The organism is Rothia gullae (genome assembly GCF_024294905.1).
In the GTDB taxonomy this organism is placed as follows: Bacteria; Actinomycetota; Actinomycetes; order Actinomycetales; family Micrococcaceae; genus Rothia.
The window spans coordinates 198,698-212,871 of the sequence record NZ_JANCOC010000001.1 but is presented as its reverse complement, the minus strand read 5'-3'; the positions used below and the strand labels follow the sequence as shown (position 1 = coordinate 212,871).

Below are 14,174 nucleotides of genomic sequence, written 5' to 3'. Positions count from 1 at the left end.
GCACATCCTCTCTGTTGCCTAACTTGTCTGTTGTGTTTTATCGTCACCTTTCGGTACGTTCAGGTGCTCGTCACCTGCGGTTCCTCTGTAGCGCCTATGATGGTTAGGTACGGGACGCTAGTAGCGTGCGGGCTCCGTTGCCCGTTGCACGTCGTCCCTTGTAATTCTTTAGTTCGCCGTCCCTGTTGAAAGGCACCGATACGATGACTCCTTCCTCTACCCACCCGCTGCACCACGAAGCCAGCGAGAAGCTGTTTGAGCGTTCTCGCGCGGTGATTCCCGGCGGCGTGAATTCCCCGGTGCGTGCTTTCAATTCTGTGGGCGGCACCCCCGCATTTGCCGCGAAGGCTAAGGGCGCTTACCTGTACGATGCAGACGGCAACGAGTACGTTGACCTGGTCTGCTCGTGGGGCCCGTCGATTCTGGGTCACGCGCATCCGCAGGTGGTTGAGGCGGTTCAGCAGGCGGCTGAGCGCGGCCTGTCTTTTGGTGCGGCGAGCGCGCCGGAGGCTGAGCTGGCTGAGCTGGTGGTCAACCGTATTAACGCGGCGATTCCCGGTGCTATTGATCAGGTGCGTATGGTGTCCACCGGCACTGAGGCGACGATGACTGCGATTCGTCTGGCGCGCGGTGTGACCGGTCGCGACAAGATTATTAAGTTCGCGGGCTGCTACCACGGTCACGTGGATGCGCTGCTCTCCGAGGCCGGTTCGGGTGTGGCTACCCTGGCGCTGCCCGGTTCTGCTGGCGTAACTGCCGCAACCGCCGCGGAGACCATCGTTCTGCCCTATAACGACCTGGACGCTGTACGTGAGGCGTTCGCGAACCATGAGGGTCAGATTGCCGCAATTATTACTGAGGCGGCGCCCTGCAACATGGGTGTGGTGACCCCCGAGCCCGGTTTCAACCGTGGCCTGCACGAGATTGCTCACGCGAACGGTGCGCTCGTCATTTTTGATGAGGTGCTGACCGGTTTCCGTGTGTCTTCGGCTGGTTACTGGGGTTACGCTGCTCCCGAGGATGGCGGCTGGGTTCCCGATATTTTCACGTTCGGCAAGGTCATTGGTGGCGGTATGCCCATCGCGGCGCTGGCCGGTAAGCGTGAGGTCATGGAGCACCTGGCGCCGGTCGGCCCCGTCTACCAGGCGGGTACCCTCTCCGGTAACCCGCTGTCCGTTGCGGCGGGCATTACGACCCTGACCCTGGCTGATGCCGCTGTCTATACGCACCTGGATTCGCGTAGCGCCCAGCTGCAGCAGGCTCTGACCGAGGCGTTCAACGCCGCCGGCGTGGACCACTCCATCCAGAGCGCCGGTAACCTCTTCTCGGTCGCGTTCGGCACCTCTCAGGAGGGCGTGCACAACTACGCCGATATCAAGGCCTCGGCAACCAGCCGCTACAACGCGTTCTTCCACTCCATGCTCGAATCCGGCGTGTACCTGCCGCCGAGCGCATTCGAGGCCTGGTTCGTTTCTGCCGCACACGACGATGAGGCGATGGACCGTATCATCTCAGCTCTTCCGGCTGCCGCTGCTGCTGCCGCGTCCGCTTAAGGGTTCGAGAGACGTAAGGAGGTGAGCCGCTCATGGATCTAAGCGCTCTGGGACTGCCCATGGAGCAGCTACGCGACGTGTGGCTGATCTCCTTCATGGTGTACCTGGGCTTGTGCCTGTTGGTGGATATCGCCTACCCGGTGCCGATTAAGCAGGAAAAAGCTCAGGAACTGTACCTTGAGGTGTCCGGTTCGCCCGTTGATGGTGCGCGCCGCGCCACCGCGGAACGCACCGCGATGGGTGCGCCGCTGAGCTCCTCCCGTAAGGGTAGCGCCACGAAGAAGGCGAAGAAGAAGCTGGATTCTATTGAGGGCGCCGGCGTGTTTAGCGGCTGGTTCCACGTGGTCATGTACCTGTGGGGCTGGATTGTGGCGGTCTCCATCTTCACCCTGTACTGGGACATCGTGTATGACGGTGTTGTGTTGCCTGCGTTGCTTCTGCCGTTCCTCATGGTGTACCTGGGTGCGCGTATTGGCCGCCGTCACTGGCGTGCAGTTCGTGGTTACAGCAAGGACGACCGTGTGCTGGGCATGCCGCGCATCTACTCGGCGACGCTGGGTAAGCTGAGCGCCCCGTTCCGTGTGCGTAGCACCGTGCCGGGTGTGGAGCCGATTCGTGACGACCGCACCGTCTACTGGGTGCTCAACGGTATTGCGTTCCTGCTCGCCGCGGTCTTCCTGACTTCGCTGGCGGGTTGGAGCATCGATGAGGATTGGGAAGCAATCTATATCGGTCACGCATCCTGGTTCTTGCTGGCGGCGGGCGTTCTGCTGATCATCATACTGCTGATGCGTAGCCGCGATTACGTGCTGTACAACCCGGATTCGTTCCAGGCTGGGCGTCTGCTCCTTCCGGCGAAGTCCCGCCCCTACTCTGAGGTACGCGCGTTCCGTGTGTACCCGAAGAACCCGGACGCTATCAAGCTGAACCCGAAGGATGCGAGCCAGTGGACGCTGGAGATTCTGCTCCCCGGCGGCCGCAAGCACGACTATTCGCTGAATGATCACCAGATTGATTGTTTGGTGGCGCAGATTGCGTTCAATATTGAGCAGGGACGCTGGGCGCAACTGGATTCGCCGGCAGACCGTGAAATGTTGGCGAAGTACTTCGTGGACGGCCGCGTCATCTGCACGACCATGGGGTACAAGCCTGCCGGTAAGCATGCGGAGGAGGCGGCACGCCGCGCGTCCTTCCAGAAGGCGCAGTACAAGTAAACCGGTACGCTCTTATACCGCTCTTATACCGCGAGAAGCCACATGTGTTTCGAGAAGCCACCAAAGACGTGGCTTTTCGAAACACATGTGGCTTCTGAGCATCACAGACACACCATCACCGATACCCGTAGAGAGGACAATTCATGGACCTTGCAGCCCTGGGCCTGCCCCTGGAGCAGGTGCGCAACATATGGCTGGTGGCGTTCTTCATCTACCTGGCGTGCTGCCTGCTGGTGGAGGTCGCCTACCCGACGCTCATTGGCGCTGAGCGCGCCCGCAAAGTTTATATCTCGGTCATGGGTTCCCCCATCGAGGATGTGAAGGAGGCAATTACAGAGCTCGCGGATGCTGGCACTCACCTCACGCCCGAGCAGGAAGAAGCGGCATTCCGCAGGGCTGAAGCCCAACTGGAAAGCATTAAGGGCTCGAACATCATTATGGATTTCGGGCATATTCTCGTATACGGCTGGGCGTGTGTCATCGTCTATTCGACGTTCGTTCTGTACTGGGATATGGCGTACGACGGAATCCTAATTCCGGGGCTGCTTCTGCCGTTCCTCATGGTGTATTGGGCGGCGCGCTGGGGTCGCCGCGGCTGGCGCGTCGCACGCAGTTTCAGCCCCAATGAACGTCACCTGGGCATGCCCACTATTTACACCAGGACACTGGGTCGGCTTAGTGCCCCGTTCCGCGGCACGGTCGCCATGCCCAGTAATGAGCCCATTCAAGTTGATTGGAAGGGGCAGGGAATCTTCCTCTTTGTAGCTCTTCCCGTTGGTGGTTTCTTCCTGCTCTGCTACCTTCATTCGCTCGCGAACACTGAGCTGCTCGAGTATGTACCCACCTACATCGGTAAGACGTCAATAGCGTTTCTTGTCGTCTATGTGCTGGCCATTCCGTACCTGTGGTGTACGGTGCGTTCGTACTACCAGTTCACGCCGACCGTGGTGAAGCGTGGGCGGTTTTTCCGTTCGCCCAAGGTCTGCCAGTACTCCGATATTGAGCGGTTCAAGGTTTACCCGTGGTACACGGGCGATCCCGAGGATATAGACCCTGATCAGCAGATGCCCAGTGATTGGCGTCTTGCCGTCACCTTCTCCAATGGTTCCCAGCAGACTTTTGGGTTCGGGGATTACCGCATCGATTGTTTGGTGGCGCATATTGCGTTCAAGCTGGAGCAGGAACGCTGGGCAGATGTGGATTCCCCGGCGGACCGCGAGAAGCTTCCCCTGTATTTTGTGGAGGGGCGCGCTATCTGCCTCACGCTGGGCTACAAGCCGGCGAATGAGCTGACGAAGAAGGCGGCGCGTATCGCCTCCTTCCGTACCGTGAATTAATGCCCGGCACGAAGCCACGCACCATCACCGATACCCGTAGAGAGGACAACTCATGGAGCTAAGCGCTTTGGGGATACCCCTAGAGCCGTTGCGCTACATATGGCTCATCGCCTTCTTGCTGTACCTGGTGGTGTGCGTAGCAGTCGATATCGCCTACTCCTCAACCATGAGCAAGGAAGAAGCGAGGCGGCTGCACGTTTTCTACAAGGGCTCCCCCGTAGACAAAGCGATGAGGTACGCCGAACGCCGTTCCCTGGACGGCGACCCGCTCCCCAAACATAAGCTGCGTTCCAACCTCACCCGCGCCCGGAAAGAACTCGATAGCATTTCTGGCGTATCTAAGTTTGAGGCGTGGATGCACGCCGTCATGTACGTGTGGGCTTGCGTTATCGCGCGGTCCATCTTTCTGCTGTACAAGGACATTGCCCGTGACGGCATCCTGCTACCGGCACTAGTCCTGCCGTTCTACATGGTCTATCTGGGTGCATGCTGGAGCCGCTTCATTTGGCGTAGCTCCCGCTACTTCAACCTCGATAACCACACCGCGGGTATGCCCCAAGTCCTGGGCGAAATGCTGAACCGTATTGACGCGTTCTTTACTCCGCGGGACGCACATCCCCAAGCTAAACCGGTGCGTTCGACGCCTAGACTCTATCTGGGGCTCTGCGTGACCGTGGTGGTTGCACTGGTGCTAGCGATCATCGTCTTCCTCTACTCCCTGGTCGGCTGGACAATTTTGTACACCCCGCCAATGCCTATTGGTGGTGCCTCAATCATGTTGGCGGTTACAGCCTCAGCGGCGCTAGCGCTACGTTGGCATTATTTGAAGGTCTACTTGCTGTTCAACCCCGATTCGTTCTACGTCGGGCGGCTCTTCCTGCCCGCGAAGAAGTACCGTTACCCCGACATTGAGGAGTTCTGCGTCTTCCCGAAGAACCCCGAATAGATCAAGCCGACCTTCTACGAGCCCTCGCAATGGCAGATAGAAATCAAGGTGCCGTCCAAGATCCCGCCGAACCTCGCTCAGCGCATGCCGTGGCTGCGCAGGCACATTGTGGCGGTGCACGATGAGCGGGTCGTCTGCCTAACCTCCCAGGTTGCGTTCTACCTGGAGCAGGAACGCTGGGCGGACCTGCGCTCCCCCGCCGACCGAGAGAAGCTCGCGGAATACTTCACCAACGGCAACATTGTGTGCACCTCCCTCGGGTACAAACCTATCAACGAAGAACAACCATAAACGGCGAAAAGCCACATGTGTTTCGAGAAGCCACCAAAGACGTGGCTTTTCGAAACACATGTGGCTTCTCGGCATCCAAAGAGGGGGGGTGTTAGGCGTCCAGCTCGCGCAGCCAGCCTGCCGCCTCCGTACCGTAATAGGTCAGAATAACGTCCGCACCGGCGCGGTGAATCGAGCGCAGCGACTCCAACACCACAGCCTTACGGTCAATCCAGCCGTTCGCAGCAGCAGCCTCAATCATCGCGTACTCACCCGACACCTGATACGCCGCCACCGGCACCGGCGAAAACTCCGCCACCTCACGCACAATATCCAGGTAGCTGCCGGCAGGCTTCACCATCACCATATCCGCGCCCTCCTCCAGGTCAGCGCGCACCTCCAGCAGCGACTCGCGGCGGTTCGCCGGGTCCTGCTGATACGTCTTACGGTCACCCTTAAACGTCGACTCCACCGCGTCACGGAACGGGCCGAAGAACGCCGAAGCGTACTTCGCCGAATACGCCAGAATCGACACATCCTCAAAGCCAGCCTCGTCCAGGGCGGCACGCATCGCCGCAATCTGGCCGTCCATCATGCCCGACGGGGACACCGTGTGCGCACCCGCGCGCGCCTGCGAAACCGCCATCTTGCAGTACAGCTCCACGGTCTGGTCGTTATCCACCACGAGCGTGCCGTGGCCGTCATCGACCAGCACGCCGCAGTGGCCGTGGCTCGTGAACTCGTCCAGGCAGGTGTCGGCCATGACCACCAGGTCGTCGCCGAACTCCTCACGGCACACAGCAATCGCACGGTTCAGGATGCCCTGCGGATCCCACGCGGTCGAGCCGACCTCGTCCTTATCCTCATCGCGGGGAATGCCGAACAGGTCAATGCAGCGGATGCCCGCCTCGTACGCCTCACGCACGGCGGGAATGATGCTCTCCAGGGTGTGCTGGTACTGGCCGGGCATCGAGCGAATCGGCTGCGGTTCGTCGATACCGTCGCGAACGAAGAACACCTGAATCAGCTGCGCGGGGCGCAGGGTGGTCTCAGCAACGAGGGAGCGCATGGCTGCGGTGGTGCGCAGGCGGCGCGGGCGGCGGGTGAGGTTCATGATCTCTCCTGAAAATTCTTGCGAAATAATGTGAAGTCTTAGATGAAGGACGCGCCTAAATGAAGGACGCGGCGGCGCGCGCCAAATCCTGCGGTGACGGCGAATCGGCCTGCACGTAGCGCAGGTTCAGGGCGCGGCATGCGGAGGCGGTACTCGCCCCAATCGCCACAACCGGCGCCACGGATTCGGGCGGTAGCGCGGGGGTGCCGTCCAGCAGGGCGTGCAGGCGGGAGGGGGCGGTCACCACCAGCACATCCGGCGCGGGGGTTTCCGGGGCGGTGATTTCCGGGTTGGTGGCATCTACGGCATTCCCCTGCACAAATGCGCGGGCGGCGGCAAGGCTCAGCTCGCCGGGTGCCACCTGCTCGGCGGGCACCATGTCGTAGAGCACGCAGCGGTGGCTGTCCCAGCCCAGGTTTTTGAGGCCTTCGCGCAGGGTCGGGCGGGCGTTGGAGCCTTCCAGAACCAGCACTGCAGCTGAATCAGTCGCGGCGGAATCAGCTGCGGGGGCTACGGGGGCGGGGCTCTCGAACTCTGTGAGCATACCGGCGGCGCTCTGCACCTGCGGTTGAAAATCCGTGCCCAGCCCCAGCTGGGCGTGTACGGCGCGGGCGGTTGCTGCACCCACGCAGGCGATGCGCACTCCCCCGCTTGCACAGGCGCGGGCAAACTCCGCACCCCACAGCTCGGCGCAGGCGCGAACCGTGTTGGCGCTCGTGAAGCTCACCCAAGCATAGTGACCGGAGGCGAGCGCCTCCAGCGCGGCGGCGTGATCTGCGCCCGGTTTGACGGTGCGTGCCTGCTGTAGCGGGGCGAAGAGTACCCGGGGCTCCCCTAACCCGTTCTGCGCGCTTTCCTCGGCGAGGGCGCGGGCGAAGGCGGCTCCCTGGGCGGCGGAGCGGGTCAGCAGAACCGTGCGCGGGACATCAGCCTGCGGGGCATCAACCTGCCGGGATTCAGAACGCGAGGTATCAGAAGGCGGGGCAGACATGGCGCCTACTTCAGGTCCAATCCGGCCAGTGCGGCGGCGCCCATCTGTAGCAGGTCTTCTGCCACGCGCACGCCCAGGCGTTCGGCGCCGGGCACATCCAGTTCGGCGGTTGCCGAGGTGTGGCGCAGCATGTCGGTGCCGTCCGGGGACGCCACCACAACGTTAAGCACCAGGTCGCCTTCAACCATGTGCGCGTACGCGCCGATGGGCGCGGCGCATCCGGCTTCGAGGCGGCGCAGCAGGGCACGTTCGGCGCTGACCGCGAGGCGGGTTTCGTAGTGGTTTGCGGCGAGCAGAGCACGGCCGAGGGCACGCACCGGGCGCGCCACCTCGGGGTCGGCGAGCACGGCGGGGTCCGGGTTCTCGAATTCGCTTTCGCGCACTTCCAGGGCGAGCGCACCCTGGCCGGGGGCGGGCAGCATGCGGGTGGGGTCAAGGTACTCGGTGATGAGTTCTTCCTTGCCCAGGCGCTTCAGTCCGGAGACGGCGAGCACCACGGCGTCGCAGTCGCCGTTGCGTTCGGTGCCTACACCGTGGTCGGCGCGTTCGGAGGTTTCAGCGTTCTGGCGGAGTACGACCTGCTTGCCGGCGTGCTCTTCAAAGCCTTTCACGCGGCCGATGCGGGTGCCCACGTTACCGCGAATGTCCACGATTTCAAGATCGGGGCGCAGTGCACGCAGCTGGGCGGCGCGGCGGGGTGAGCCGGTGCCCACGCGGGAGCCTTTGGGCAGGGTGTCGACGGTCAGACCGTCGCGTGCCACGAGGGCGTCGCGGGGGTCTTCACGTTTGAGGGTTGCGGCGATGACCAGGCCGGGGCAGGGTGCGGAGGGCAGGTCCTTGAGGGAGTGTACCGCCATGTCCACGCGGTTTTCTTCGGAGGCGTTCTCGCCGTCGAGCAGACGCTGGCGCAGTGCCGCAGCGAATACGCCGGTACCACCGAGGGTTGCCAGGGGGCCGGTGAGCACGTCCCCTTCGGTTTTGACGGTGCGCAGGGTGAAGTCCACAACCTCGGCATCTGCGGCGCCGTGGTGTGCCTGGTGTTCGGTGTAGAGGGAGATGACGGTTTCAGCGGCAATACGGCTTTGGGTTAGGGCGAGAGCAGACCCGCGGGTGCCCAAGATGTACTCGTGATGGCTCATATCTCTCCTTTTCGGGGATGTGTGTGATAGCCCGTAGGGGTGTGTGTTTCCCCCAGAGGCTGTGTGTTTGCGACGCTGTGTGTTTGTCTAACTTCTGGGGGTAGCTTGTAGGCACGTGCGCTCCGACCCGCCCGCACGCCCCGGTCAGGGGTGTTGGGGGCGAGCCGGAGCTACAGGGGTGGGGTTAGTGGGAGCAACATCCGCCGGAGCCGCATCCATTGGAGCGGCTGACGGGTGCGTTCTCAGAAGCGCTGTCCTCAGCGCTGGCTGCGTACTCAGCGATGACCGGCTTCGGAGCACCTCGGCCGGGCTTGCAACAGCCGGGTTCGCACTCGTCGAACCAGCCGTACTGACCGCTCGCGCTCGGGGCGAGGACGCTCTCACGTTCGGGGCGCAGGTCGGCTGAAACGCCGTTCTCCACGCGCTCCTCAATGAGGCGGCGCAGCGACTCCACGTACGCCGGATGCGTGCCGGGGGTGGGGGTGCGGACGGCAACCACGCCCAGGCGTTTGCAGGTGTCCAGCGCCTCGGTGTCCAAATCCCACTTGACTTCCATGTGGTCGGAGACGAAGCCGAGGGGCACCAGCACGACGCCTTCCACGGGGGCTTCGCCGTCCTCCGCCGGGTTGGCGGGGGTGGGTAGCGCCTCCAGGGCGTCATTGACGTCCGGTTCCAGCCACGGCATGGACGGCGGGCCGGAACGGGACTGGTACACCAGCTCCCATTCGACGTTCTGCAGAAGCTGCGGGGCCTCATCGTGAACCAGCGAAAGCACGGCGCGAGCGACCTGCAGGTGCTTCTCCACATAGGCGGAGCCGCCCTCGTAGTTCACACCGCGCGGGCCTGCCTCATTCGCCGCGGAGGTCGGCACCGAGTGGGTGCAGAACATGATGCGCAGGCGCGGGTTCAGCGAACCACTATCGCGTGCGGCAAGCTGCTCACGCACCGTGACGAGGCCGTCCTTCAGCCCGTCAGCGAAAGCGCGAGAGAAGCCGGGCACGTCAAAGAACTGACGTATCTTGCCCACGTGCACGCGACCTTCCAGGCCGAGCTGCTCGATCGCCATGCCGTAGTCTTCACGGTACTGGCGGCAGCTCGAGTAGCCGGGGTAGGCGCTGGTCGCCAGCACGAGCACGTTGCGGTGGCCGTTCTCGTAGGCTTCGGCGAGCACGTCCTTCACGTAGGGCTTCCAGTTGCGGTTCGCCCAGGTGATCGGGATGTGCGGGCCACGCTCGGCGAGCGCCTGCTGCAGTGCGGCGAGCAGGGCACGGTTCTGCTCGTTAATGGGCGAGACGCCGCCGTTGGCGCGGTAGTGGGTGGCGACCTCTTCGAGGCGCTCATCCGGGATGCCGCGGCCAGCAGTCACGTTGCGCAGGAACGGGATGACGTCCTCCTGCCCCTCGGGGCCACCGAAGGAGGAGAGAATCACCAGGTCGTAGGGGCGCACCTCTTCGGCGCGCTCACGGGTGATGCTGCGTTCGCTTCGGTAGTCGCCGAGGGTCTGCTCGTTGAGCCCGGCGGGGCCGTTGGAGGCGGTGTTCGCCGGGTCGGTGCGGTTGGGTACCACATCGTCCGGCAGGAGCGTGCCGTTGAGGGTTACGCCGTTGTGCGGCTGATGGCTCACGCCAGAACCTCTGCTACTTCGTCTGCGCCAATGCGGCGGCCGGTGTAGAAGGGGGTTTCCTCGCGCACGTGCAGGCGTGCTTCGGTGTTGCGGAAGTGGCGCATCATGTCGACGAGGTCAACGAGCTGGGGTGCTTCAAGGGCGAGAACCCACTCGTAGTCGTTCATGCCGAAGGTTGCGACGGTGTTTGCCAGAATCTGCGGGAAGTCGATTGCCTTCATACCGTGGTTCTTGAGCATTTCTGCGCGGCGTTCGGGGTTCATGTAGTACCAGTCGTAGGAGCGTACGAAGGGGTAGACGCAGACCCATGCTTCGGGTGCCTTGCCGCGTGCGTAGGCGGGTGCGTGGTTGCGGGTAAATTCTGCTTCGCGGTGTACGCCCATGGTGGACCAGACGATGGTGGTGCCTGCGAAGAGTGCGGTGCGGCGGATCTTGCGGACTGCTGCCTGCAGCTTTTCGGGGGTTTCTCCGTGGGTCCAGATCATGACGTCTGCGTTGTCGCGCATTGCGGAGACGTCGTAGATGCCGCGCAGGGTCACGCCGTCTGCTGCGAGCTGTTCTGCGACCTTCTCGAATTCGGCGCGTGCTTCGTCGGTGTTGGACTCTGCGGGGCGTGCTCCGGAGCGTGCGAACACGGTGTACAGGGCGTAGTGCAGGGTTTCGCCTTCTTCGCGGCCGCGGCGGTTCTCGTCAGCTGCGGAGTGCTGGACTGCGTAGCCCTTGGGTACGCCGCCGTAGCCGTGGCCTGCGTGGGTGTAGCCGCCCTGACCTGCGCCGTGTGCGCCGCCGTGGCCGTGTGCTGCGTGATCGTGAGACATTGTGTATTCCTTTCTTCAGCGAGGGTTCGCTGTGTTGGAGGCGCGGCTTCCGTAGCTGCGCGTTTTCTCAATTTTTTGGTCTTGTTACTGGCTGGGCTGAGTTATTGGCTGAGCTTCTGCCGCCGCTGCGCCGTCTACTAGGCGGTTGCGGCTTTCGGGGAGGTGACGCCTTCCCAGTCCTGTGCCGCGTGGTAGATGAGGCGGTCCATCTGCTCGTAGGTGTCTTTGACGGTTACGACCAGGCCGGAGCCTGCCGCCCAGGAGCCGACGGTCCTGAGGGTTCCGAGTTCGCTGGCGCGGTCACGGAATTCCTTGACTCGGTCGCGGTGGCCGGGGGTGGAGGCGGGCAGGACGCCGCGCCAACGCACCACGTCCGCGTCGATGAGGTTGTTGCGGGTAAGGGCTACGTCCATCATGCGGGTGGCGTCGCGCAGGGCGAGGGTGATGAGTTGTTCGTCGGCGAGTGCCACTTCTGAGAAGCGGGCGTCTTCGCCGCCGCGGCCGTAGGAGAGGCGCACGACATGGCGTCCGGGGCCTGCGGCCTCGGCGACCCACTGCCATTTGGCGGTGGCGTGAGTGAGTGCCTTGGCGCGTACGGCGGTGGCTTCTTCGGAGACGAGCAGGCCGGTGCCGCGGGGGTGCTTGTCCAGGGCGGGAGCATCGACGACGAGCGTGACGAGGGCGACTTCGGGGCCGGGTTCCACGGCGGGCAGGGCGGTGGAGACGTGCGGGCCGATGAGTCGTGCCACGGTCGGGCCGTCGGTAGCGAGCACCAGGTAGTCGGCGTAGAGGGGGGTGTTTTCGCCGTCGGTGGTGTGGCGCTGGATGATGAACCACTGGCCGGTGGATTCGTCGCGGTCTACGGCGATGACGTCGAATCCGGTGACGATGCGAACGCCGGCGGCGTAGAGGTCTTCGACGAGACGTTCGGATAGCTGGTTCATGCCGCCCACGATACCGGCGACCTGTGAGCCTGCGGGGGCTGCCGAGCGGAAAGCGTGCGCTGCGGCGGAGAGGGAGCGGTGCTTGCGGAAGGCTTCGCGCAGACCGGGGATGGTCGCATCGACGTCGAGCTTGTCGGGGTGGGTGGAGTACACGCCGGAGACTACGGGTGCAACGAGGTTGTCGAGCACTTGCTGGCCCATGCGGATGCGCACGAGCTCACCGAGGGTCTTCGCGTTCTCGCCTGCGGAGACGGGCAGGAACTTATCCACCTGGGCGCGGCGCAGACCGTTCTTACCGATGACGGGGATCAGCGACTTATCGTTCACATTGCCGGGGATACCCATGATGCCGGTGCTGGGGGTTCGACGGGCGCCCTGCGGCAGGTACAGCCAGGAGCCGTAGGAGTTGGGGGTGACGATCTGGTCGCCCAGGCCGAGTTCTTTGACGAGGTCGCTGACAATGGGGCTGCGGGTTGCGAAGGATTCTGCGCCGGAGTCCAGCAGAAGGCCGCCAACTTCGTGGGCACCAACGGCACCGCCGAGGTGGTGGCGCTGTTCGAGCAGGGTGACGCGCATACCGGCTGCGGCGAGGCGGCGTGCGGAGATTAGGCCGGAGGGGCCGCCGCCGATGACGATGACGGTGGGTGCCTTCTCGTTGCGGGTGAAAGCTCGTGCGTTCTGGGGTGCGGCGGAGGAACTGACCTGTGCGGTGCGGTACGGTGCCTGGTTGGTGTGGCCCATGGTGGTTCTCCTTCGGTCTGTCTGCGGTGGAGTTGCCCGTTGCGGTAACGGGTGTGGTGGTTGGTTCGGGGTGCAGATGTTCGGTGCAGATGTCGGAGGGTGTCCGGCATCTGCGCCGTCTATTTATCGTTTTTTATCCTATGCTTGCGCGGTGCGTTCGTGGATATACGCCACGAGGTCGGTGAGCACCTGCGGGTCGGTGGTCGGGGGTACGCCGTGGCCGAGGTTGACCACGTGCGAGGGGGCGGCGTTGCCTTCTGCGAGCACTTCGTCTACGTGTGCGTAGAGGTTTTTACTGCCTGCGGCGAGCAGTGCCGGGTCGATGTTGCCCTGCAGGGGTACGGCGCCGTTGAGCAGGGTGTTTGCTGCGGACAGCGGCAGGCGGTAGTCCACACCGATGACGTCTGCGCCGGCTTCGTGCATGGCGGGCAGCAGGGCGGTGGTGCCGGTGCCGAAGTGGATGCGCGGCACCCCGTATTCGCGCACCGCGTCGAGGGTGGTTGCGGAGTGTGCCTGCACGTAGCGGCGGTAGTCGCTTTCGCTGAGGGAGCCTGCCCAGGAGTCGAAGAGCTGCACGGCGGATGCACCCGCCTCGATCTGTGCGCGCAGGAACTGGCCTGCGGTGCGGGCTGCCCAGGCGGCGAGTTCGTGCCAGGCGGCAGGGTCGGCGTGCATCATGGTGCGCGGGCGCAGGTGGTCGCGGGAGGGGCCGCCTTCGACCATGTAGGCGGCGACGGTGAAGGGGGCTCCGGCGAAGCCGATGAGCGGGGTGTCGCCGAGCATTTCTACGGTTGCGGCGACGGCTTCGCGGATGGGGTCGAGGGCGCTGTCTTTGAGTTCGGGCAGGGCGCGCACCTCGTCGAGGGTGCGTACAGGCTGGTCGAGTACGGGGCCCTTACCGGGCACGATGTCGACGTTGACGCCCGCGAGCTTCATGGGGATGACGATGTCGGAGAAGAAGATGCCGGCATCGACCTTGTGGCGGCGGACGGGCTGCACGGTGATTTCTGCGGCGAGGTCGGGGGTGAGGCATGCGTCCAGCATGGGGATGCCTTCGCGTACCTGGCGGTATTCGGGCAGGGAGCGGCCTGCCTGGCGCATGAACCAGACGGGTCGATGGCTGGAGGGGCGGCCGGTGAGGGCGCGGAGCATAGGCGAGTCGGCGGTGGTGCCTACCCGCAGGGGGTGGTTGGCGGGTAGGTGTGCGAGCTGCTCGTCGGTGAGCAGGGGTCGCTGGGCGTCGGTGGGGTGTGCGGGCAGGGCAGGTGCCTGTGCGGCAGCCGATGCGGAGCCCTTTTCCGATGCGGGGGTAGTGTGCTGGTTTTCGCTCATAGTGTCTAGTGTGACAGGTTTATGTGAGCATTTTTGCGACACTATGTCATAGCGAATCTTACCTAATACTGGCTTTCTTAGTGGTGAGGGATACCTTAGTTCGCACCCACTCTTCGTACCCACTCCCCCACCGTGCAGATTTTCTTGCCCC

At 63.6% G+C, this 14,174-nt stretch carries 12 protein-coding genes; 5 read left to right on the top strand and 7 right to left on the bottom strand.

Annotated elements, in window-relative coordinates; genetic code table 11:
* Positions 1-203: 203 nt before the first annotated feature.
* From hemL to NML54_RS00950, 5 genes are all read left to right on the top strand, one after another.
* On the top strand, positions 204-1,553 hold the full coding sequence (gene hemL / locus NML54_RS00970) for a glutamate-1-semialdehyde 2,1-aminomutase (protein ID WP_254755413.1): 1,350 nt from the start codon (positions 204-206) through the stop codon (positions 1,551-1,553).
* A 32-nt stretch (positions 1,554-1,585) separates the two neighbouring features.
* Positions 1,586-2,767 (top strand): sugar dehydrogenase, encoded by a 1,182-nt coding sequence (locus NML54_RS00965; protein ID WP_254755412.1) that lies wholly within the window; start codon positions 1,586-1,588, stop codon positions 2,765-2,767.
* 143 nt (positions 2,768-2,910) lie between these two features.
* Positions 2,911-4,104: a carboxylate transporter gene (locus tag NML54_RS00960; RefSeq protein ID WP_254755410.1), complete on the top strand. Its 1,194-nt coding sequence runs from the start codon at positions 2,911-2,913 to the stop codon at positions 4,102-4,104.
* A gap of 52 nt (positions 4,105-4,156) precedes the next feature.
* The gene (locus NML54_RS00955; protein ID WP_254755408.1) at positions 4,157-5,050 is read left to right on the top strand and encodes a transcriptional regulator; all 894 of its coding nucleotides are present in this window, start codon (positions 4,157-4,159) and stop codon (positions 5,048-5,050) included.
* Positions 5,051-5,098: 48 nt separating this feature from the next.
* Positions 5,099-5,341 (top strand): hypothetical protein, encoded by a 243-nt coding sequence (locus NML54_RS00950; RefSeq protein ID WP_254755407.1) that lies wholly within the window; start codon positions 5,099-5,101, stop codon positions 5,339-5,341.
* 91 nt (positions 5,342-5,432) lie between these two features.
* Here the strand turns inward: NML54_RS00950 and hemB are convergent, their stop codons facing one another.
* The 7 genes from hemB to hemE form a co-directional block, all read right to left on the bottom strand.
* Positions 5,433-6,434 (bottom strand): porphobilinogen synthase, encoded by a 1,002-nt coding sequence (hemB, locus tag NML54_RS00945; protein ID WP_070666183.1) that lies wholly within the window; start codon positions 6,432-6,434, stop codon positions 5,433-5,435.
* A gap of 55 nt (positions 6,435-6,489) precedes the next feature.
* Positions 6,490-7,425, bottom strand: coding sequence for a uroporphyrinogen-III synthase (locus tag NML54_RS00940; protein WP_254755406.1), 936 nt, complete (start codon positions 7,423-7,425; stop codon positions 6,490-6,492).
* A 5-nt stretch (positions 7,426-7,430) separates the two neighbouring features.
* The gene (locus NML54_RS00935) at positions 7,431-8,564 is read right to left on the bottom strand and encodes a hydroxymethylbilane synthase (RefSeq protein WP_254755405.1); all 1,134 of its coding nucleotides are present in this window, start codon (positions 8,562-8,564) and stop codon (positions 7,431-7,433) included.
* A gap of 184 nt (positions 8,565-8,748) precedes the next feature.
* Positions 8,749-10,188, bottom strand: coding sequence for a ferrochelatase (locus NML54_RS00930; protein WP_254755404.1), 1,440 nt, complete (start codon positions 10,186-10,188; stop codon positions 8,749-8,751).
* On the bottom strand, positions 10,185-11,006 hold the full coding sequence (gene hemQ / locus NML54_RS00925; protein ID WP_254755403.1) for a hydrogen peroxide-dependent heme synthase: 822 nt from the start codon (positions 11,004-11,006) through the stop codon (positions 10,185-10,187). The genes NML54_RS00930 and hemQ overlap by 4 nt, the downstream gene beginning before the upstream one ends.
* Before the next feature lie 137 nt (positions 11,007-11,143).
* Positions 11,144-12,691, bottom strand: coding sequence for a protoporphyrinogen oxidase (hemG, locus tag NML54_RS00920; RefSeq protein ID WP_254755402.1), 1,548 nt, complete (start codon positions 12,689-12,691; stop codon positions 11,144-11,146).
* 138 nt (positions 12,692-12,829) lie between these two features.
* Positions 12,830-14,023, bottom strand: coding sequence for a uroporphyrinogen decarboxylase (gene hemE / locus NML54_RS00915; RefSeq protein ID WP_254755401.1), 1,194 nt, complete (start codon positions 14,021-14,023; stop codon positions 12,830-12,832).
* Positions 14,024-14,174 lie beyond the last annotated feature (151 nt).